The organism is Kitasatospora sp. NPDC054939 (assembly GCF_053610105.1).
Genome location: NZ_JBSGXP010000082.1, coordinates 1 through 19,633, shown reverse-complemented (window position 1 = coordinate 19,633; position 19,633 = coordinate 1). Strand labels below are relative to the sequence as shown.

At 73.2% G+C, this 19,633-nt stretch carries 18 protein-coding genes; 5 read left to right on the top strand and 13 right to left on the bottom strand.

The window, feature by feature from the left end; translation table 11 throughout:
- Nucleotides 1-82 precede the first annotated feature (82 nt).
- The gene (pruA, locus tag ACWGB8_RS22720) at nt 83-1,711 is read right to left on the bottom strand and encodes an L-glutamate gamma-semialdehyde dehydrogenase (protein ID WP_452215376.1); all 1,629 of its coding nucleotides are present in this window, start codon (nt 1,709-1,711) and stop codon (nt 83-85) included.
- Nucleotides 1,712-1,864: 153 nt separating this feature from the next.
- Here pruA and ACWGB8_RS22715 point away from each other — a divergent pair, with 153 nt between their 5' ends.
- Entirely contained in the window at nt 1,865-3,466 is a 1,602-nt protein-coding gene (locus tag ACWGB8_RS22715; protein ID WP_452215375.1) for a PucR family transcriptional regulator, read from the top strand.
- Between the two features lie 64 nt (nt 3,467-3,530).
- Here ACWGB8_RS22715 and ACWGB8_RS22710 read toward each other — a convergent pair whose 3' ends face one another.
- Together ACWGB8_RS22710 and ACWGB8_RS22705 are read right to left on the bottom strand one after the other, a co-directional pair.
- Complete coding sequence (locus ACWGB8_RS22710) at nt 3,531-5,015, bottom strand: alkaline phosphatase PhoX (protein WP_452215374.1); 1,485 nt, start codon at nt 5,013-5,015, stop codon at nt 3,531-3,533.
- A 221-nt stretch (nt 5,016-5,236) separates the two neighbouring features.
- A complete protein-coding gene (locus ACWGB8_RS22705; RefSeq protein ID WP_452215373.1) occupies nt 5,237-6,367 on the bottom strand; it encodes a hypothetical protein in 1,131 nt (376 codons plus the stop codon).
- A 164-nt stretch (nt 6,368-6,531) separates the two neighbouring features.
- On the opposite strand from ACWGB8_RS22705, the gene ACWGB8_RS22700 reads away from it, so the two are divergent.
- Nucleotides 6,532-6,978 carry a VOC family protein gene (locus ACWGB8_RS22700; protein WP_452215372.1) on the top strand — a complete coding sequence of 149 codons (447 nt, stop codon included), beginning with the start codon at nt 6,532-6,534 and terminating at the stop codon, nt 6,976-6,978.
- Nucleotides 6,979-7,015: 37 nt separating this feature from the next.
- On the opposite strand, the gene ACWGB8_RS22695 is transcribed toward ACWGB8_RS22700, so the two are convergent.
- Nucleotides 7,016-8,668 (bottom strand): hypothetical protein, encoded by a 1,653-nt coding sequence (locus ACWGB8_RS22695; protein ID WP_452215371.1) that lies wholly within the window; start codon nt 8,666-8,668, stop codon nt 7,016-7,018.
- A 394-nt stretch (nt 8,669-9,062) separates the two neighbouring features.
- Here ACWGB8_RS22695 and ACWGB8_RS22690 point away from each other — a divergent pair, with 394 nt between their 5' ends.
- Nucleotides 9,063-10,394, top strand: a complete 1,332-nt coding sequence (locus ACWGB8_RS22690) for an MFS transporter (protein WP_452215370.1) — start codon at nt 9,063-9,065, stop codon at nt 10,392-10,394.
- A 44-nt stretch (nt 10,395-10,438) separates the two neighbouring features.
- Here the strand turns inward: ACWGB8_RS22690 and ACWGB8_RS22685 are convergent, their stop codons facing one another.
- The 9 genes from ACWGB8_RS22685 to ACWGB8_RS22645 form a co-directional block, all read right to left on the bottom strand.
- A complete protein-coding gene (locus ACWGB8_RS22685; RefSeq protein WP_452215369.1) occupies nt 10,439-10,570 on the bottom strand; it encodes a hypothetical protein in 132 nt (43 codons plus the stop codon).
- 305 nt (nt 10,571-10,875) lie between these two features.
- Nucleotides 10,876-11,262: a metal-sulfur cluster assembly factor gene (locus ACWGB8_RS22680; RefSeq protein WP_452215368.1), complete on the bottom strand. Its 387-nt coding sequence runs from the start codon at nt 11,260-11,262 to the stop codon at nt 10,876-10,878.
- A 19-nt stretch (nt 11,263-11,281) separates the two neighbouring features.
- Complete coding sequence (gene sufU, locus ACWGB8_RS22675) at nt 11,282-11,734, bottom strand: Fe-S cluster assembly sulfur transfer protein SufU (protein WP_452215367.1); 453 nt, start codon at nt 11,732-11,734, stop codon at nt 11,282-11,284.
- A gap of 16 nt (nt 11,735-11,750) precedes the next feature.
- The gene (locus tag ACWGB8_RS22670; protein WP_452215366.1) at nt 11,751-13,025 is read right to left on the bottom strand and encodes a cysteine desulfurase; all 1,275 of its coding nucleotides are present in this window, start codon (nt 13,023-13,025) and stop codon (nt 11,751-11,753) included.
- Complete coding sequence (sufC, locus tag ACWGB8_RS22665; RefSeq protein WP_452215365.1) at nt 13,022-13,786, bottom strand: Fe-S cluster assembly ATPase SufC; 765 nt, start codon at nt 13,784-13,786, stop codon at nt 13,022-13,024. The genes ACWGB8_RS22670 and sufC overlap by 4 nt, the downstream gene beginning before the upstream one ends.
- Nucleotides 13,787-13,792: 6 nt before the next feature.
- Complete coding sequence (locus ACWGB8_RS22660; protein WP_452215364.1) at nt 13,793-14,110, bottom strand: bifunctional 3-phenylpropionate/cinnamic acid dioxygenase ferredoxin subunit; 318 nt, start codon at nt 14,108-14,110, stop codon at nt 13,793-13,795.
- Nucleotides 14,110-15,336, bottom strand: coding sequence for a Fe-S cluster assembly protein SufD (gene sufD, locus ACWGB8_RS22655; RefSeq protein WP_452215363.1), 1,227 nt, complete (start codon nt 15,334-15,336; stop codon nt 14,110-14,112). Before sufD ends, ACWGB8_RS22660 begins: the two co-directional genes overlap by 1 nt.
- 56 nt (nt 15,337-15,392) lie before the next feature.
- Nucleotides 15,393-16,808, bottom strand: coding sequence for a Fe-S cluster assembly protein SufB (gene sufB, locus ACWGB8_RS22650; RefSeq protein ID WP_452215362.1), 1,416 nt, complete (start codon nt 16,806-16,808; stop codon nt 15,393-15,395).
- Between the two features lie 9 nt (nt 16,809-16,817).
- On the bottom strand, nt 16,818-17,660 hold the full coding sequence (locus ACWGB8_RS22645; RefSeq protein ID WP_452215394.1) for a helix-turn-helix transcriptional regulator: 843 nt from the start codon (nt 17,658-17,660) through the stop codon (nt 16,818-16,820).
- Between the two features lie 177 nt (nt 17,661-17,837).
- Between ACWGB8_RS22645 and ACWGB8_RS22640 the strand changes: the two genes are divergently transcribed.
- Together ACWGB8_RS22640 and ACWGB8_RS22635 are read left to right on the top strand one after the other, a co-directional pair.
- Nucleotides 17,838-18,764, top strand: coding sequence for an ABC transporter ATP-binding protein (locus tag ACWGB8_RS22640; RefSeq protein WP_452215361.1), 927 nt, complete (start codon nt 17,838-17,840; stop codon nt 18,762-18,764).
- A 104-nt stretch (nt 18,765-18,868) separates the two neighbouring features.
- Entirely contained in the window at nt 18,869-19,588 is a 720-nt protein-coding gene (locus ACWGB8_RS22635; RefSeq protein ID WP_452215393.1) for an ABC transporter permease, read from the top strand.
- The last annotated feature ends 45 nt before the right edge of the window (nt 19,589-19,633 follow it).

The window sequence follows — 19,633 nt, the reverse complement described above, 5'->3', positions numbered from 1 at the left end:
TGGAGCTCATGCTTCTAAGGGTGGCAGAAAGGGGGGCCGGGGGGTGGCTCGTGGGTGGGGCCACCCCCCGGCGGGCGGGCACTCAGCCCATGTGCGGGTAGCGGTAGTCCGTCGGCGGGACGAAGGTCTCCTTGACCGAGCGGGTCGAGGTCCAGCGGGCCAGGTTCTGCTTGGCGCCGGCCTTGTCGTTGGTGCCGGAGGCCCGGCCGCCGCCGAAGGGCTGCTGGCCGACGACGGCGCCGGTGGGCTTGTCGTTGATGTAGAAGTTGCCGGCCGCGAAGCGCAGCTTCTTCATGGCGTCCTGGACGGCCGCGCGGTCCTGGGCGATGATCGCGCCGGTCAGGCCGTAGGCGGAGACGGACTCCAGCTGGGCCAGGGTCTCCTCGTACGCCTCGTCCTCGTAGACGTGCACGGCGAGGATCGGGCCGAAGTACTCGTCCTTGAAGTACTCGCTCGCCGGGTCCTGGCAGACCAGGACGGTCGGGCGGACGAAGTAGCCGACCGAGTCGTCGTAGGTGCCGCCGGCCAGGACCTCGACCTGCGGGTCGGCCTGGGCGCGGTCGATGGCGGCCTTGTTCTTGGCGAAGGCGCGCTCGTCGATGACGGCCGACATGAAGTTCGTCAGGTCGGTGACGTCGCCCATGGTCAGGCCCTCGACCTCGTCGCGGAACGCGTCCTTGAGGCCGGCCCAGAGCGAGGCGGGGACGTAGGCGCGGGAGAGCGCCGAGCACTTCTGGCCCTGGAACTCGAAGGCGCCGCGGGTCATCGCGGTCTTCAGCACGGCCGGGTCGGCCGACGGGTGGGCGAGCAGGAAGTCCTTGCCGCCGGTCTCGCCGACGATCCGCGGGTAGGAGCGGTAGCCGGCGATGTTGTTGCCGACCTCGCGCCACAGGTGCTGGAAGGTGGCGGTGGAGCCGGTGAAGTGGATGCCGGCGAGCTCCGGGTGCTTGAGGGCGACCTCGGAGACGGCCAGGCCGTCGCCGGTGACCATGTTGATGACGCCCTTGGGCAGGCCGGCCTCCTCCAGCAGCTGCATCAGCAGGTGCGCGGAGAACTGCTGGGTGGGGGACGGCTTCCAGAGCACCACGTTGCCCATCAGCGCGGGCGCGGTCGGCAGGTTGCCGGCGATCGCGGTGAAGTTGAACGGGGTGATCGCGTAGACGAAGCCCTCCAGCGGGCGGTGGTCGCTGCGGTTCCACACGCCGTCCGAGGAGATCGGCTGCTCGGCCACGATCTGGCGGGCGAAGTGCACGTTGAAGCGCAGGAAGTCGACCAGCTCGCAGGGGGTGTCGATCTCGGCCTGCTGGGCGGTCTTGGACTGGCCGAGCATGGTGGCGGCGGCCAGCGTCTCGCGCCAGGGGCCGGCCAGCAGGTCGGCGGCCTTGAGGAAGATCGCCGCGCGGGAGTCGAAGGAGAGCGCCTGCCAGGCCGGGGCGGCGGCCAGGGCAGCGTCGATGGCGTCCTGCGCGTCCGCCTGGGTGGCGTTGCGCAGGGTACCGAGCCTCGCCGCGTGGTTGTGCGGCTGGACGACGTGGATCTCGGTGCCGCCGCCCATCCGGCGCTCACCGTCGATCGTCATGGTCAGCTGGACCGGCTCCTGGCCGCCCAGCTCCTTCAGCTTGGCCTCCAGGCGGGCCCGTTCCGGGCTGCCGGGGGCGTAGCTGTGGACCGGCTCGTTCACCGGCGCGGGGACCTGGGTCACAGCATCCATGAGCGCACGCTCTCCTTCGTTCATGCGGGGGATGCCGACGCGGGTCGCACGTCGGCCACAGGACGAACGCTATTCCTGCCCGAGGGGCCACTTGATTGGCCGGGCGGCTAAAGTCATCCGTACGGCGTTGTCCGGTACGACGAAGGAGCCGCGATGACGACCCCCGGCCTCCCCCTCCGGCAGCTGCTGATGTCCCTCGGCGAGCCGCTGGTGGAGCTGCAGACCGCCCCGCAGGGGCTGGACGTCCCCGTCCGGGACGTGGCGATCCTCGACCCGGAGGACCCTCCCACCGCCGCGCCCGGCGAGCTGGTCCTGGCCATCGGCGCCCGCGGCCGGGCCGCCCTGCCGGCGCTGCGGGCGGCCGGGCGGGCCCGGGCGGCGGCCGTCGCGGTCAAGCTGGACGCCCCCGGCCAGGCGGACGCGCTGCGCGAGGCGGCCACCGAGGCGGGCGTGGCGCTGCTGTCGGTGCGCCGGGAGACCCGCTGGGAGCACCTGGACTCGCTGGCCCGCGCGATCATCGCCGGCCCGGACGCACCGGACACCCCGGGCGTGACCGAGCAGAACGTCGGCGACCTGTTCTCGCTCGCCCAGACGGTGGCCGTGCTGACCGGCGGCATCGTCTCGATCGAGGACACCTCCAGCCGGGTCCTCGCCTACTCGCGCTCCTCCGACTCCGACGAGGTGGACGACCTGCGGCGGCTGTCCATCCTGGGCTGGCAGGGGCCGGAGCCGTACCTCTCCAAGCTCCGCGAGTGGGGCATCTTCCAGCACCTGCGCACCTCCGACACCCCGATCGCGGTGGACCCGCACCCCGAACTGGGGCTGCGCCGGCGGCTGGCGATCGGCATCCGGGCCGGGGCGCAGCCGCTCGGCACCATCTGGGTGCAGGAGGGCGCCCGGCCGCTGGCGCCGCTGGCCGAGCAGGCGCTGGTGGGCGCGGCCCGGGTGGCGGCGGCGCAGCTGGTGCGCCGGCGCCGGGAGCTGTCCGCGGACGTCCGGCTGACCCGAACCCTGCTGACCGGGCTGCTGGAGGGGTCGACCGGCCCGCAGTCGCTGGCCACCCACCTGGGGCTGGACGTGCGGCGCCCGGCCACCGTGCTGGCGTACAGCGCGCGGACCGCCGAGGTGACCGCGCGGGCCGAGGTGACGGGTCTGATCTCGGTGCACACCGCGGCGCGGCACCGCAGCGCGCTGCTCGCCCCGATCGAGGACCGGGTGTACGTGCTGCTGCCGGAGCTGCCGCCGGCGCTGCCGCTGGCGACCGTGCGGGGCTGGGCGCAGGAGGTGGTGGAGGCGGCCCGGGAGCACCTGGGTGTCCCGCTGCGGGCGGCCGTCGGCGCGACGGTGGACGGTCTGGCCCGGGTGCCCGAGTCGCGGGCGCAGGCGGACCGGATCCTGGACGCGATGGGCCGCGGCGGGGTCGGCCTGGAGGTCGCGGCGCTGATCGACGTGCAGGCGGAGGTGCTGGTCAGCGAGGTGCTGGCGCTGCTGCAGGAGCGGGGCGGCCTGCGCGATCCGCGGCTGACCGCGCTCACCGAGTACGACCGGCGGCACGGCACCCGGCTCGCCGAGTCGGTGCTGGCCTGGCTGGACGCGCTGGGCGAGGTGCGGGTGGCGGCCGAGGCTCTGCACATCCACCCCAACACCCTGCGCTACCGGGTGCGCCGGGCCGAGCAGTTGACCGGCGTCGACCTGGCCCAGCCGCAGCAGCGGCTGCTGGCGATGCTGCAACTGCGGCTGCCCGCCGAGGAGTAGCCGCACCGTACGGGAAGCGGGACGGGGGCCCGCCGGAGCGGGCCCCCGTCGTGCCGGTGGCGGGTCAGGCGCCGTAGCCCTGGCCGCGCTTGTGCTCGTTCAGCCGGCGCCACGGGCCGGAGATGGCCACCTGGATGCCGGGGGACTGGATGTTGGCGAACAGGGTCCGGCCGTCGTCCGAGAAGGTCACGCCGGTGAACTCGCTGTACTCCGGCTTGGCCGCGGTGCCGATGTTCAGCTCGTTGCGGGCGATCGGGTAGGTCAGGCCCTCCTCGGTCGCGCCGAACAGGTGCTGCTGGCCCTCGCCGTCCTCGGCGATGACGATGCCGCCGTACGGGGAGACGGTGATGTTGTCCGGGCCGTCGTAGTTGTCGTGGTCGCCCAGGACGTCGGTGTTGACGCCGAGCAGCACCTTGAGGGTGATGGTGCGGCGGGCCGGGTTGTAGAACCAGACCTGGCCGTCGTGGGCGGCGCCGGGGCTCTCCTGGCGGGCGAAGCTGGAGACGAAGTAGAAGCCGCCGTCACCCCACCACATGCCCTCCAGCTTGCGGGCGCGGGTGACCTCGCCGTCCTTGAACTGCTTGCGGACGGAGACCGTCTTCGCATCGCGGTCCGGGACCTTCACCCAGTCGCAGCCGTAGGTGGTGCCGACCGCGGTGGCGCGGGAGAGGTCGTCGATGAACTTGCCGTGCGAGTCGAAGACCTTGAAGGCCTCGAAGGTGCCGGCGTCCTCGGCGAGCTTGCGCAGCTTGTAGCGGCCGTGCTTGAAGCCGGCCGGCGGGGTCCAGCGGAAGAGCAGCCCGTTGGGGTTGGAGGCGTCCTCGGTCAGGTAGACGTGGCCGCGCTTGGGGTCGACGACGACGGCCTCGTGGGCGTAGCGGCCGAAGGCCTTGATCGGCTGCGGGTCGCGGTTGTACTCGTCGTCGAAGGGGTCGACCTCGAAGACGTAGCCGTGGTCCTTGAGGAAGCCGTTCTTGCCGGCCCGGTCCTCGGTCTCCTCGCCGGAGAGCCAGGTGCCCCACGGGGTGACGCCGCCGGCGCAGTTGGTGGCGGTGCCGGCGATGCCGACCCACTGCTCGACCTTGCCGTTGGCCTTGGCGTGCACGATGGTGCAGCCGCCGGCCGCGCCCGGGTCGTAGACGTGGCCCTCGGTCAGCGGCACGGGGTGCGGCCAGTTGGCGCGGGCTCCGCCCAGCTCGTGGTTGAGGACCAGCAGGTTGCCGCCGCGCTCGTCCTCGAAGGCGGAGGTGCCGTCGTGGTTGCTGGGGGTGAACTCGCCGGTGCGCAGCTTGGTGACGCCCGTACGGTTCAGCACCTTGTACGAGAAGCCCTTGGGCAGGGCCAGCAGGCCCTCGGGGTCGGCGACCAGCGGGCCGTAGCCGACGGCGACGCGCTCCGCCTCGGCGGCGGCAGCCGCGGCGGCCTCGCCGCCGACCGGGGCGGCGATCGCGCCGGGGGCGCTGGCCAGGGCCTCGGCGCTGCCGGCGATCAGCACGCCGGCGCCGACGAGGGTGGAACGGTTGACGAAGTCCCGGCGGGACAGCGGCATGGGAGTCACTCCTGAGAAGTGGGCCGCCCGACCGGGCTGGCCCCGGTGCGTGGCGTGCTGGTCGGCGACTGCTCGTCGTCGACGCCCAGCAGACTCGGCCTGCCCGGTGAACGGACGGTTAATCGGACGCCTCGTCAGGGTGGTCTTTTGCCGACCGTATCCGAACTTGTGTGCACGACTCCGCCCCGACCGCTACCCGTGGACCGCCGAGCCCCCGCCGTTCACCGCGTGGTGCGCCACTGTTCCCAGGCCGACAGCCACAGCTGCTCCCCCAACTGCTGGGCCTCCCAGTCCTCCTGGACCTCCCGGGCGGCCCACAGCTGCTGCCAGGCCCGTTGCGCCGGCAGACTGGGCACCTCGCTGGCGAACACCGTCCAGCGGATCGACTCCTCCACCGCCGCGACGCCCGCCGGGGTGCCCACCAGCCAATGGGTCTGCTGGGACAGCCGGGTGAGCTGGCCGACCATCGCGGTGACGGCGGCGACCGCCTCCTCCCGGGTCTCCGAGGCGAGCCGCATCTGCTGACGGACCGCCGCCTCGCGGCGCAGCGCGCCGGCCTCGCCGCGCAGTCCGCGCGGCAGCCGCGGGGTGCGCCGGGCGCGGACCTGCGCCTCGATCGCGGCGGACTCGGCGATACCGTGCGCGATCACCGCCCGGTGCGCCTCCAGCCCGCTGACGGGGGCGAGTTCGCGCTCCTCGACCGGGACCCAGCGGCCGCGCTGCGCGGCCAGCCGGCGCAGCAGCTCGGTGCGCCCCCGGATGTGCCGCTCGAAGTCGCCGACCGCGGCCAGCTCCACCTCGCCGGGCGCCATCCCGCGCCCGCACACCGTGACGGTGACCCCGTTCAGCCGCAGCCGGCCGGCCCAGACCGGCCCGGCGCCGGGGCCCGGTCCGTCGCCGAGCAGGCAGTCCCGGCGGTCCTCGTGCACCTCCACGGCCCGGGGCTCGCCGTCGACGTTGATCCACTCGCGCAGCGCCCGGACCCGCCCGGGCCCGTCGCCCTCGTCGATGCCCAGCTGCTCGTGGACGCGGTCCCGCTCGTCCTCGACGACGTCCTCCAGGTCGGGCAGCCGCCCGCGGCCCTCGGCGCCGGGCCGGTGGGTGCGCACGGTCAGGTACGGGCCGTCGGGGGAGCTTCCGTCGCCGCAGCGCAGCTCGACCCAGTCGAGTTCGCCGTCGGAGGTCTCGAAGGCGGTGAGCGCCTCCCCGTACCGGTCGGGCCCGGCCGCCCCGTACACCGGGAAGCCCGCCGCGGCCAGGGTGCGGCGCGAGAACTCCTCCTGCTCCGCGTACGGGTCCCCGGACCGGAGTCCCTCGTGTCCCCGGGGGCTGCCGCTGCTCTCCCGCACCATCCTCCGCCGTACCCCCCGTTCCACCGGTTGCCGCGCTTCCACCACCTGCGGAAAACCATACGTCGGCGGGCCTGCCGGGTCATCAGGTCCCCCTGGGCGCAGCCCGTCCGGTACTCGGCCGTGTCCGGACCGGATTGTCGGTCGCCGTGCCTACGCTGTCCGGCATGACAGCACACACCGGCTTCCCCGCCCGTCTCAGCATCGTCACCCTGGGGGTGTCCGACCTCGACCGCAGTGCCCGCTTCTACGAGGCGCTGGGGTGGCGGCGGTCCTCCGCCTCCAGCCCGGAGATCGTCTGGTTCCGCACCGCCGACTCGGTGCTCGGCCTCTTCCCGCACGACGAGCTGGCCGCCGACGCGGGCGTGCCGTCCGGCGGCGAGCCGGCGTTCCGCGGGGTGACGCTGGCGGTGAACCTGGAGTCGGTCGAGCGGGTCGACGCGGCGCTGCGCACGGCCGTCGAGGCCGGCGCCACGGTGGTCAAGCCGCCGACCGCGACGAGCTGGGGCGGCTACTCCGGGTACTTCGAGGATCCGGACGGCCACCTCTGGGAGCTGGCGCACAACCCGTTCTTCCCGTTCACCGCCGACGGCTCGCTGGACCTGCCCGAGTAGCACCCCGGGCAGGTCGGCCCCGGCGGGACGGCCGGGGTCAGGCCTTGGAGCGCGCCTTGAAGGCCGCCTTGCGGGCCTCCTTGGCGACCGTCCGGTCCAGGTGCAGCTCGCCCACCGCGTCCAGCACGTCCGCCGTGTACGGGTGGTCGACCCGCCACAGCTCGCCGAAGTAGCTCGCCGGGTTGTCCGTCACGGGCAGTCCGGCGATCAGCTCGCGCAGCAGTTCGGCGTCGCCGCCGGAGTCCAGCAGCTGGGCCGCGAAGGTGTCGACCACCGTCCAGAGCGCCATCGAGCGCTCCGGCGCCGGCACCCCCGGCAGGCCGCGCGCGTCCAGCCAGGCCCGCGCGCCGCCGCCCAGCTCCGGATCGTCCAGCACCTCGCGGACGGCCGGCTCGGCGTCCGCACCGATCATGACGAGCGCCGAGTGCGCCAGCATCCGCCGCATCGGCGCGTAGGCGTCGGTACCGCGCGCCGCCGCCAGCAGCTCGCGCGCCGCGCCGACCGGCTCCCGGCCGGTGATCCAGACCCGCAGCTCCTCGTCGGGCAGCACGTTGGACGCCTCGCAGACCGCCCGCAGCAGTTCGGCGGCGTCACCGCCGGCGAGCTCGCCGACCAGCGGCGCGTCGTAGCCGTCCTCCAGCAGCCACTGGCGGATCGCGTACTGGCCGAGCGGGTTGAGCCGGACCAGGCCGAAGCGGGCCGCCTCCTCCTCGTCCAGCGGGGTGTCGCCGACCGGCGGCTGCAGCGCCTCGGCCGGTCCCGGCTCCTCGCCCTCCTCCTCGTCGAACAGCTCCGGGTCGATCGGCCGGTACTCCAGCAGGCCCAGCTCCGCGAGGTCGCCCAGCATCGGGTCCAGCGCGACCATCACGTCGGTGATGTCGCCGAGCAGCTCCTCGCTCGGCTCCTCCCCCTCCGGGACGACCAGCAGCGCGGCCAGCACGCCCAGCGGCACGGTCTCGCTGCCCGGGTCGGCGAAGGCCGTCGTCTCGTACAGCACCTGCAGCGCCTCGTCGAGCAGCTCGGCCGCTTCGTCCCGGGCCTCCTCGACCTCCGCCAGCCGCGCCTCCGCGGTCTCCTCGTCGTCGTCCTCGCCGTCCGCGCCCGGCTCCTCCTCGGGCATCAGGTCGGTCTCCACCGCCAGCTCGCGGACGATCCCGGCGGCCGTCAGCCACAGCTCCAGCACGGTCTCCGGGTCGCCCTGCTCGGCGGGCTCCAGATCCGGCCCCGGCACCGCGACGTGCTCGCCGGCCGCGGTGGTGCCGATCTCCACGAGGTCCAGGTCGCAGGCGAGCGACCAGGCCCGCATCGCCTCGACCACCGCCTCCTCCGGGGCCTCCCCCTCCTCGGGGGCCAGGCCCAGCAGCCGGGCGGCCGGCGCCCGGTCCGGACCGGTCAGGTCGCCGAGCTCGTCCACCGCCCGGTGCGGCGCCGCCCAGCGGGCCAGCTGCAGCGCCCAGCCGAAGATCGGGACGTCCTTCGCCTGCGCGGTCAGCTCCTCCTCGGCGGGCAGCTTCACCGGCGGCACCAGCACCGCCGCGTCGTCGAGGTCCTCGTCGTCCAGGCCGTGCGCGGCGAACGCCCCGTAGAGGTCCTGCAGCTCCACGTCGGCCGGGAGCACCGCCGCGGCCGGGCCCTCCGCGGGACCGCCCGCCGACCCGGTGCCGGCCTTCTTGCGACGTCGTCCGGCCATCGTCTGCGCCTTCTCCCTAGGGCGAGGCCGCAGCAGCTGCTGCGGGCAGGTCCGTGCTGCTCCGGGCCGCGTCGGGCCGGAGGAGCGGTCAGCCGACCGGCCCCCGGAGCATCAGCGCCGCGTACCGGTCCACTTCCTCAGCGTATAGGCCCGAAACCCCCGATGCCCGGCCCTGAGGGGCGCGCGCCGCAGCCGTGCGCCCACCCCTTATCCTTCGGGATGGTGCCGTGCACACCCCGCGCGGGCCACCGGGCAACGAGGCCCACTCCCTTTCACGCTCACCCGCTCCACCGGGGAGCCCCCGCACCGAGGCCACACCACAGCGCCGCAGGACGGGCGCGCCGGCACACCCCGCCGACCCGAGTGGTGCCCGGCACCACTGGAGACCCCTGCCATGGCGGACCTCTCCCCCGCCGGCTCCGGCCTGCGCACCGCGCAGTTCGACGGACGCCGACTGTCGGAGGCCCTGCTTCCCCTGGAGCTCGCACCGCGCACCCAGCTCCGCCTCTCCGCGATCAGCCGCTGGAACGCGCTGCGCGGTGTCCGCGTCGGCCTGGTCGCCGCGTCGCTCCTCTTCCTCCTGATCGGCGCCAACCTGGCCACCCCGATCTACCCGCTGCTCGAACAGCGGCTCGCGCTCACCGCGCTCGACACCACCGTCCTGTTCACGGTCTACGTCTTCGCGCTCGTCCCGGTGCTCGCCGCCGTCGGCCACTGGTCGGACCACCTCGGCCGGCGCGCCCTGATCCTCCCCGCGGTCGTCCTCGCCGCCGCCGGCGACGTGCTCTTCGCTACCTCCGGCAGCTTCTGGCAGCTGGCCGCCGGGCGCGCCGTCCAGGGCGTCGCGGTGGGCCTGTCCACCGGCGCCGCCGGGGCCGCCCTCGGCGACCTGCTGCCCGACCGCCCCACCCTGGCCGCCAAGCTCACCCTGGCCTGCTCGGCCGGCGGCGTCGCCCTGGGCCCGGTCGTCGGGGCGCTGCTCGCCGACGGGGCCGACCCGCTGCTGACGCCGTTCCTGCTGCACGCGGTCGCCCTGCTCGCGCTCTGCGTGCCGCTCGCCCTGGTCCACCCCCGGATGCCCGGCCGCCGCCGCGCGCCGGCCTCCCCGCCGCGCATCACCACCCCGGCCCACCTGCGCCCGCAGCGGCTCGCCCTGCCGGCCACCGGCCGCCGCGCGTTCCTGCTCGCCTCCGGCGCCGGCTTCGTCTCGTACGCGGTCTTCGGCGTGTACCTGAGCCTGGCCCCGGCCGTCTCCGGGCAGCTCCTGCACACCGACTCCCGGCTGGTCGGCGCGGTGGTCGCCGCCCTGCTGCTCGGCTCCTCGGCGGTCGCCCAGCTGGTGGTGCCGCCGACCTCGGACCGGCTGGTCATCGCACTCGGCATGGCCGGGCTGGCCACCGGGCTCGGCCTGGTCGTGGCCGCCCAGTACACCGGCACCCCGGCGCTGCTCTTCATCGGCAGCGTGCTCGGCGGCGCCTGCCAGGGCGTGGCCTTCCGCTCGCTGTTCACCGGGGCGGTCGCCGCGATGAACCCCGAGCGGCGGGGCTCCGAGCTCAGCTCGCTCTGGGTGATCGTCTACCTCGGCTCCTCGCTGCCGATCGTCGGGGTCGGCGCGCTCGTCCAGCGCCACGGCCTGCTCCCGGCCGTCAGCGGCTTCGCCACCCTCGCCGCCGCCGCCTGCCTGGGGATCGCCGCCGCCGTCCTGCGCCGCCCCCGCCGGGCCTGACCCCCGCCGCGTCGCGGCCCGCCCCGCCCCGCCGCGGCCGCCGCTCAGCGGTCGGCCGCGGCGAGCACGGCCGCCAGCCGGCGCAGCCGGGCCGGGGGCGGCACCCCGAGCCCGGTGCGCAGCCGCCAGGCGTAGCGTTCGAGGTCCTGCAGCGCCTCGCCGGGGTGGAGCGTCACGGCGACCCTGAACGGGGCCGCCCCGGCCCGAGCGGGGCGAGTCGGGTTCCTCCCCGCCGACCGGTCCGTCGCGTGGTCATTTCCGTACCTCCCCGGAATAACCGTGGTCCCGGGCGGTGCCGCGGGGCCCGCCACCGCCCTTCCCCAGGCTGCGGCGCCCCCGTGACCGCAGCGTGACGACGCACCCGGCCGGCTCACGGCCTCCGGGGCCGCCCGGGCGTCCGCCCGCGGACATGCCGCTGCCGCGCGAACCCTTCCCCCGGAGGGGAGGTTCGCGCGGCAGCGGGGTGACGGCGGGGTGGCCGTCAGACGTTGAAGCCGAGGGCGCGGAGCTGCTCGCGGCCGTCGTCGGTGATCTTGTCCGGGCCCCACGGGGGCATCCAGACCCAGTTGATCCGCAGGTCCTGCACCAGGCCGTCGGTGGCGGTACGGGCCTGGTCCTCGATGACGTCGGTCAGCGGGCAGGCCGCCGAGGTGAGCGTCATGTCGATGGTGGCCACGTCGGACTCGTCGATGTGGATCCCGTAGATCAGGCCCAGGTTGACCACGTCGATGCCCAGTTCGGGGTCGACGACGTCCATCAGGGCCTCGGTGAGGTCCTCGACGGAGACGGTGCCGGCGGTGGTGCCGACGATGCCCTGCGGGGCCTCCTCCGCGGTGGAGGAGTCGGGCGTACTGGTGATGTCGCTCATGTGGCTGTCCTCCTCTGCGTCAGTCGTTCACGGTGGGGTGTGCGGCCAGGGCCTGGGCGGTGGCGTCCTTCCAGGCCATCCAGCTCAGCAGGGCGCACTTGACCCGGGCGGGGTACTTGGAGACGCCGGCGAACGCGATCGCGTCCTCCAGCAGGTCCTCGTCGCCGTCGTCCTGGCCCTTGCTCTGCATCAGCGCCAGGAACGCCTCCTGGACGGCCTGCGCCTCGCCGACGTTCTTGCCGACCACCAGGTCGTTCAGCACCGAGGCGCTGGCCTGCGAGATCGAGCAGCCCTGCGACTCGTACGACACGTCGGCGACGACCGCGCCCTCCAGCCGCACCCGCAGGGTGATCTCGTCCCCGCAGGTCGGGTTGACGTGGTGCACCTCGGCGTCACCGTCGCGCAGCCCCTTGCCGTGGGGGTTGCGGTAGTGGTCCAGGATGATGTCCTGGTACATCGAGTCGAGCTTCATGTCGTGCGCCGTCCCGTCAGCCGAAGAAGTTCCGGACGTGGTGCAGGCCGTCGATGAGCGCGTCGACCTCGCCCGGCGTCGAGTACAGGTAGAACGACGCCCGGGTGGTCGCCGGAATTCCGTACCGGAGGCAGACCGGCCGCGCGCAGTGGTGGCCGACGCGCACGGCGATGCCCTGCTCGTCGAGGACCTGGCCCACGTCGTGCGGGTGGATGTCGCCGAGGGTGAAGGAGATCGCGGCGCCGCGGTCGACGGCGGTGCGCGGACCGATGATCCGCAGGTCCGGGACCTCCAGCAGCCGCTCGATCGCGTACTCGGTGATCGCGTGCTCGTGGGCGGCGATCTTCTCCATGCCGATGCCGGACAGGTAGTCGATGGCCGCGCCGAGCCCGACCGCCTGGGCGATCGGCGGGGTGCCGGCCTCGAACTTGTGCGGCGCCGGGGCGTAGGTGGACGAGCCCATGGTGACGGTCTCGATCATCTCGCCGCCGCCGAGGAACGGCGGGAGGTCCTCCAGCAGCTCCTGGCGGCCCCAGAGCACGCCGATGCCGGTCGGGCCCAGCATCTTGTGGCCGGTGAAGGCGACGAAGTCGGCCTCCAGCGCCTGGACGTCGAGCACCATGTGCGGGGCGGCCTGCGAGGCGTCGATGACGACGAGCGCGCCGACCGACTGGGCCTTGCGCACGATGGTCTCGACCGGGTTGAGGGTGCCCAGCAGGTTGGAGACCAGCGTGAACGAGACGACCTTGGTCTTCTCGGTGATCAGCTCGTCGATGTTCGACAGGTCGAGCCGGCCCTCGTCGGTCAGCCCGAACCACTTCAGCTTCGCGCCGGTGCGCTGCGCGAGCAGCTGCCACGGGACGATGTTGGAGTGGTGCTCCATCTCCGTGATGACGATCTCGGAGTCGGCGTCCACCCGGTAGGGCTCGTCGGCCCAGCCGAGCATGTTGGCGACCAGGTTGAGCGACTCGGAGGCGTTCTTGGTGAAGATCACCTCGTTGCGGCTCGGCGCGTTGACGAAGGCGGCGACCTTGTCGCGGGCGCCCTCGTAGAGCGCGGTGGCCTCTTCGGCCAGCACGTGGACGCCGCGGTGCACGTTGGCGTTGTGCCGCTCGTAGTAGGCGTTGAGGGCCTCCAGGACCTGCCGCGGCTTCTGCGAGGTCGCCGCGTTGTCCAGGTAGACGAGCTGCTTGTCCTCGTGCAGCAGGCGCTGCAGGACGGGGAAGTCCTTGCGGATCGCGTCGGTGTCGAGCAGGCCCGAAAGGGTCGCCGACTCATGCGTTCGGGTCACTCGGAAGCGCCGCCCTTCACATAGGCCTCGTAGCCCTCGTTCTCCAGCTTGTCGGCGAGCTCGGCGCCGCCGGACTCGACGATCCGGCCGCCCGCGAAGACGTGCACCTGGTCGGGCTTGATGTACCGCAGGATACGCGTGTAGTGGGTGACCAGCAGGGTGCCGACCTCGCCGGTGGAGCGGACCCGGTTGATGCCCTCGGAGACGATGCGCAGCGCGTCGACGTCCAGGCCGGAGTCGGTCTCGTCGAGGATGGCGATCTTCGGCTTGAGGAGCTCCAGCTGGAGGATCTCGTGGCGCTTCTTCTCACCGCCGGAGAAGCCCTCGTTGACGTTGCGCTCGGCGAAGGCCGGGTCCATCTGGAGGGCGGCCATCGCCTCCTTGACCTCCTTGACCCAGGTGCGCAGCTTCGGGGCCTCGCCGCGGACCGCGGTCGCGGCGGTGCGCAGGAAGTTGGAGACCGAGACGCCGGGGACCTCGACCGGGTACTGCATGGCGAGGAAGACGCCGGCGCGGGCGCGCTCGTCGACGGACATCTCCAGGACGTCCTCGCCGTCCAGCAGCACGGTGCCGCCGGTGACGGTGTACTTGGGGTGGCCGGCGAGCGAGTAGGCGAGGGTCGACTTGCCGGAGCCGTTGGGGCCCATGATGGCGTGGGTCTCGCCCTGCTTCACGGTCAGGTCGACGCCCTTCAGGATCTCGCGGGGCCCGTTCTCGGCCTCGACGGAGACACGGAGGTCGCGGATTTCAAGGGTAGCCATATGGACTCAGGACTCCTGGTTCACGGAGACGAGCACATCGTCCCCTTCGATCTTTACGGGGTAGACAGCGACCGGCTTGGTGGCGGGCAGGCCGGACGGCTTGCCGGTGCGCAGGTCGAAGCTGGAGCCGTGCAGCCAGCACTCGATCATGCAGTCCTCGACCTCGCCCTCGGAGAGGGAGACGTTCGCGTGCGAGCAGATGTCGTTGACGGCGAACACCCCCTCGTCGGTGCGGACGATGGCGACCGGCACGCCGTTGAGGTCGACGCGCTTGGGGACGTCCTCGGAGAGGTCGCTCAGCGCGCAGGCGCGGAGGAAGCTCATCAGACGGCTGCTTCCAGCTCGGCCTCGATCTTCTCCATCAGGTGGTCCTGGATCTCGGCGACGCCGATCTGCTGGACCAGCTCGGCGAAGAAGCCGCGCACCACCAGGCGGCGGGCCTCGTCGGCGGGGATGCCGCGGGCCTGCAGGTAGAACAGCTGCTCGTCGTCGAAGCGGCCGGTCGCGGAGGCGTGGCCGGCGCCGACGATCTCACCGGTCTCGATCTCCAGGTTGGGGATCGAGTCGACCCGGGCGCCGTCGGTGAGCACCAGGTTGCGGTTGAGCTCGTAGGTGTCGGTGCCCTCCGCGGCGGCGCGGATGAGCACGTCGCCGACCCAGACGGCGTGCGCGTCCTGGCCCTGCAGGGCGCCCTTGTAGACCACGTTGGAGCGGCAGTGCGGGGTGTCGTGGTCGATGACCAGACGGTGCTCCAGGTGCTGGCCGGCGTCCGCGAAGTAGAGGCCGAACAGCTCGGCCTCGCCGCCGGGCCCGGCGTAGGAGACCCGCGGGTGGATGCGGACCAGGTCGCCGCCGAAGGTGACGACCACGGACTTCAGCGAGGCGTCCCGGCCGACCAGCGCGGTGTGCTGGGCGGTGTGCACCGCGTCGTCGTCCCAGTCCTGGATGGAGACGAAGGTCAGCTTGGCGCCGTCGCCGACGAGCAGCTCGACGTTGGCGGCGCGGGTGCCGGTGCCGGTGTGGTTGATCACCACGACGGCCTCGGCGAACGGCTTGACGTCGACCACCACGTGCGCGAAGCGGGTGCCGCCCTCGCCGTGCACATCGATGCGGACCGGCTCGGTCAGCACCTGCTCCTTGGGGACGGTGACCACCAGCGCCTGCTCGAAGGCGCTGAACGCCTGCGCGGCGACCCGGTCGACCGGCTTGCCGGCCTTGCCGAGGCGGGCGTCGTCGCGGCCGACGGTCTCGGCGGTGACGCCCTCGGGCAGGGTGGACTCGATCTTGTCCTCGCCCTTGTCGGCCGCGGCGGCGGTGCCGTCGTGCAGGCCCTTGAGCCGGTGCATCGGGGTGAAGCGCCAGTCCTCCTCGCGGCCGGTGGGCACCGGGAAGTCCGCGACGTCGAAGGACGGCTTCACCGCGACGCGGGCGTCGATCGGCTGCTGGACGGTGGTGCGGCCGGTGCCGGGGCCGGCGAGCTGGGCGCCCGCTCCGGCGGTCCCGACCTCGATCGACCCGGCGGTGGTGGAGCCGGTGGTGTTCTCAGCCATGGCTGTTCGTTGTGCTCTCTTCCTGAAGGTGTCGATGGGCAGCGTGCGGCCGAGCGTCAGCCGACGGAGCCTTCCATCTGCAGCTCGATCAGCCGGTTCAGCTCCAGCGCGTACTCCATCGGCAGCTCGCGCGCGATCGGCTCGACGAAGCCGCGCACGATCATCGCCATCGCCTCGAACTCGGTCATGCCGCGGCTCATCAGGTAGAAGAGCTGGTCCTCGCTGACCTTGGAGACGGTCGCCTCGTGGCCCATGGAGACGTCGTCCTCGCGGACGTCCACGTAGGGGTAGGTGTCCGAGCGGGAGATGGTGTCGACCAGCAGCGCGTCGCAGAGCACGTTGGACTTGGCGCCGTGCGAGCCCTCGCCGATCTCGATCAGGCCGCGGTAGGAGGTGCGGCCGCCGCCCCGGGCCACCGACTTGGAGACGATGTTCGAGGAGGTGTTGGGCGCCATGTGCACCATCTTGGCGCCGGCGTCCTGGTGCTGGCCCTCGCCCGCGAAGGCGATCGACAGGGTCTCGCCCTTGGCGTGCTCGCCCATCAGGTAGACGGCCGGGTACTTCATGGTGACCTTGGAGCCGATGTTGCCGTCGATCCACTCCATGGTCGCGCCCTCGTACGCCACGGCGCGCTTGGTGACCAGGTTGTAGACGTTGTTCGACCAGTTCTGGATGGTCGTGTAGCGGCAGCGGCCGCCCTTCTTGACGATGATCTCCACGACCGCGGAGTGCAGCGAGTCGGAGGAGTAGATCGGGGCGGTGCAGCCCTCGACGTAGTGGACGTAGGCGTCCTCGTCGACGATGATCAGCGTCCGCTCGAACTGGCCCATGTTCTCGGTGTTGATCCGGAAGTAGGCCTGCAGCGGGATGTCGACGTGCACGCCCTTCGGCACGTAGATGAACGAGCCGCCGGACCACACGGCGGTGTTCAGCGCGGCGAACTTGTTGTCGCCGGCCGGGATGACGGTGCCGAAGTACTCCTTGAAGATCTCCGGGTGCTCGCGCAGCGCGGTGTCGGTGTCCAGGAAGATGACGCCCTGCTGCTCCAGGTCCTCGCGGATCTGGTGGTAGACGACCTCGGACTCGTACTGCGCGGCGACACCGGCGACCAGGCGCTGCTTCTCGGCCTCCGGGATGCCCAGCCGGTCGTAGGTCGCCTTGATGTCCGCCGGCAGGTCCTCCCAGGACTCGGCCTGCTTCTCGGTGGAGCGGACGAAGTACTTGATGTTGTCGAAGTCGATGCCGGTGAGGTCGGAGCCCCAGGTCGGCATGGGCTTCTTGCCGAAGAGCTTGAGGCCCTTGAGCCGGAGGTTCAGCATCCACTCGGACTCGTTCTTCTTCGCGGAGATGTCGCGGACGACGTCCTCGCTGAGCCCGCGCTTGGCGGCGGCACCGGCGGTGTCCGGGTCCGCCCAGCCGTACTCGTAGGTACCCAGGCCCTCAAGCTCGGGGTGCGAAACGGTGTCAGTCATGCGAGCTTCCTAACGCGCGGACGCTGAATCTTCGGTGGACGTACCGGCAGTCGGCACGGCATCGGCCCCCGCGCGGGCCGTACGGGCCGCGGGCGACGATGCGGCACCGGGTGCCGGCACATAGGTGGTGCAGACCCCGTCGCCGTGGGCGATGGTGGCCAGCCGTTGCACATGGGTGCCGAGGAGCTGCGAGAAGAACTCCGTCTCCGCCTCGCAGAGCTGCGGGAACTGCTCGGCGATGTGCGCGACCGGGCAGTGGTGCTGGCAGAGCTGGGCGCCCGCCGGGGCCTTCGCCGCGGCCGACGGGACCCGCCGCACCGTGGCAGCGTACCCGTCGGCGCTCAGCGCCTGGGCCAGGGCCTCGGTGCGCTCACCGGCATCCGCCCGGTGGAGCGCGGCCCGGTACTTGTCGCCCTGCTTGCCGAAGCGGGCGCGGGCGAAGGCGGCGACCGCCTCCTCGCCGGCCGTACCGCCGCCGGCCACTTCGGAGATGAAGCGCAGCGCGTCGGCGGCGAGCTGGTCGTACGCCTGGTAGAAGGCGTCCCGGCCGCCGTCGGTGAGGGCGAACACCTTGGCCGGACGGCCGCGGCCGCGGCTGCCGTACACCCGCTGCTCGCGGGCGTCGACGAGACCGGCGGCGAGGAGTCCGTCCAGGTGGCGGCGGACGGCGGCGGCGGTGAGGCCGAGCCGGGTCGCCAGGTCGGCGGCGGAGGAGGGGCCGTGGTCGAGGATCGAGCGGGCCACCCGGTCGCGGGTCGCGCGGTGGCCCTCCAGCAGCGTCTCCGTCGCCGTCACGGGCACGGCACAGCCGGGGGCCGACTCGGCCTCCTGCTGTACGGGGTGCTCGCGCATGTTTTTCACAACACGATTGTTGCGTAATTCCTTCCGGGACGACAAGCCGTGACCCAGGCCTCAGTGGTGGTATCAGTCACGCAGGTTAGCCTTACCTGACCTGCACGAACGATCACCTCCGGTACCGGCCCGGGCCCACCGCACGGCCCCGGCGCCCGCCCTCTTACACTCGCCGGTATGCACTCCGAGCCCGCGGTCCGCATCGCCGGACTGGTCAAGCGCTACGGCGACAAGATCGCGGTGGACGGCCTCGACCTCACGATCGCCACCGGCACCGTCACCGCCGTCCTCGGCCCCAACGGCGCCGGCAAGACCACCACCATCGAGACCTGCGAGGGGTACCGCCGCGCCGACGCCGGCACCGTCCGGGTCCTCGGCCTGGACCCGGTCGCGGACGCCGCCCGGCTCCGGCCCCGGGTCGGCGTGATGCTGCAGTCCGGAGGCGTGTACGCGGGCGCGCGCGCCGTCGAGATGCTCCGGCACACCGCCAAGCTGCACGCCCACCCCCTCGACGTCGACGCCCTGGTGGAGCGCCTCGGCCTCGGCTCCTGCGGGCGCACCACCTACCGCCGGCTCTCCGGCGGCCAGCAGCAGCGGCTCGCCCTCGCCATGGCCGTCGTCGGCCGCCCCGAGCTGGTCTTCCTGGACGAGCCCACCGCCGGCCTCGACCCGCAGGCCCGCCGCGCCACCTGGGACCTCATCCGCGACCTGCGCCGCGACGGCGTCACCGTGGTCGCCACCACCCACCACATGGACGAGGCCGAACAGCTCGCCGACGACGTCGCGATCGTCGACCGCGGCCGGGTCATCGCCGCGGGCACCGTCGCCGAGCTCTGCCGCGACGGCGCCGAGAGCAGCCTGCGCTTCGATGCCGCGCCCGGCCTCGACCTCGCCGGCCTGCTGGCGGCGCTGCCCGCCGGCGCCGCCGCCACCGAGACCTCCCCCGGCAGCTACCGGGTCGACGCCCCCGTCGACCCGCAGCTCCCGGTCACCGTCACCGCCTGGTGCGCGGCCGGCGGCATCCTCCCCGAGCGGCTCACCGTGCAGCGCCGCAGCCTCGAAGACGTCTTCCTCGACCTGACCGGACGGGACCTGCGCTCGTGACCACCACCACCGGCCACTCCACCACCGGCCACTCCACCGCCGACCACGCCGCCTCCCCGGCCGGCGGCTACGCCCCGCGCCCCGGCGCCGCCCCGGTCGGCCGGATGCTGCTCGCCCAGACCGCGTTCGAGACCCGGATGCTGCTGCGCAACGGCGAGCAGCTGCTGCTCACGGTGGTCATCCCGACCGTCCTGCTGGTGCTGTTCTCGGCCGTCGACATCGTCGCCGTGGAGGGCCCGGGCGAGCGCGTCGACTTCCTCGCCCCCGGCCTGCTGGCGCTCGCCGTGATGTCCACCGCGTTCACCGGGCAGGCCATCGCGACCGGCTTCGAGCGCCGCTACGGCGTCCTCAAGCGGCTCGGCGCCAGCCCGCTCCCGCGCTGGGCGCTGCTCACCGCGAAGACCGGCTGCGTCCTGGTCACCGAGCTGCTGCAGATCGCCCTGCTGTCGGCGATCGCGCTGGCCCTCGGCTGGTCCCCGCAGGGCAACCCGGTCGCGGTCGCCGCGCTGCTGGTGCTCGGCACCGCCGCGTTCTCCGGGCTGGGCCTGCTGATGGCCGGAACGCTGCGGGCCGAGGCCACCCTGGCCGCGGCCAACCTGGTGTTCGTCCTGCTGCTGCTGGCCGGCGGGGTGGTCGTCCCGCTATCGAAGTTCCCCGCCGCGGTGCAGTCCGTCCTGGAGCTGCTCCCGATCGCGGCGCTCTCGGACGGGCTGCGCGCGGTGCTCCAGCACGGCGCCGGCACCCCGTGGGCCGATCTGGGCGTCCTGGCGGTCTGGGCCGCGCTGGCCCTGGCCGCCGCCGCCCGCTTCTTCCGCTGGGAGTAGCCGGCCCCGCACCGAACCGCGCCCCCCGGCCGATCGGCCGGGGGG

Coding starts and splice junctions, on each gene's coding strand:
- pruA (WP_452215376.1), bottom strand. CDS start 1,711: ATGGATGCTGTGACCCAGGTCCCCGCGCCGGTGAACGAGCCGGTCCAC.
- ACWGB8_RS22715 (WP_452215375.1), top strand. CDS start 1,865: ATGACGACCCCCGGCCTCCCCCTCCGGCAGCTGCTGATGTCCCTCGGC.
- ACWGB8_RS22710 (WP_452215374.1), bottom strand. CDS start 5,015: ATGCCGCTGTCCCGCCGGGACTTCGTCAACCGTTCCACCCTCGTCGGC.
- ACWGB8_RS22705 (WP_452215373.1), bottom strand. CDS start 6,367: ATGGTGCGGGAGAGCAGCGGCAGCCCCCGGGGACACGAGGGACTCCGG.
- ACWGB8_RS22700 (WP_452215372.1), top strand. CDS start 6,532: ATGACAGCACACACCGGCTTCCCCGCCCGTCTCAGCATCGTCACCCTG.
- ACWGB8_RS22695 (WP_452215371.1), bottom strand. CDS start 8,668: ATGGCCGGACGACGTCGCAAGAAGGCCGGCACCGGGTCGGCGGGCGGT.
- ACWGB8_RS22690 (WP_452215370.1), top strand. CDS start 9,063: ATGGCGGACCTCTCCCCCGCCGGCTCCGGCCTGCGCACCGCGCAGTTC.
- ACWGB8_RS22680 (WP_452215368.1), bottom strand. CDS start 11,262: ATGAGCGACATCACCAGTACGCCCGACTCCTCCACCGCGGAGGAGGCC.
- sufU (WP_452215367.1), bottom strand. CDS start 11,734: ATGAAGCTCGACTCGATGTACCAGGACATCATCCTGGACCACTACCGC.
- sufC (WP_452215365.1), bottom strand. CDS start 13,786: ATGGCTACCCTTGAAATCCGCGACCTCCGTGTCTCCGTCGAGGCCGAG.
- ACWGB8_RS22660 (WP_452215364.1), bottom strand. CDS start 14,110: ATGAGCTTCCTCCGCGCCTGCGCGCTGAGCGACCTCTCCGAGGACGTC.
- sufD (WP_452215363.1), bottom strand. CDS start 15,336: ATGGCTGAGAACACCACCGGCTCCACCACCGCCGGGTCGATCGAGGTC.
- sufB (WP_452215362.1), bottom strand. CDS start 16,808: ATGACTGACACCGTTTCGCACCCCGAGCTTGAGGGCCTGGGTACCTAC.
- ACWGB8_RS22645 (WP_452215394.1), bottom strand. CDS start 17,660: ATGCGCGAGCACCCCGTACAGCAGGAGGCCGAGTCGGCCCCCGGCTGT.
- ACWGB8_RS22640 (WP_452215361.1), top strand. CDS start 17,838: ATGCACTCCGAGCCCGCGGTCCGCATCGCCGGACTGGTCAAGCGCTAC.
- ACWGB8_RS22635 (WP_452215393.1), top strand. CDS start 18,869: ATGCTGCTCGCCCAGACCGCGTTCGAGACCCGGATGCTGCTGCGCAAC.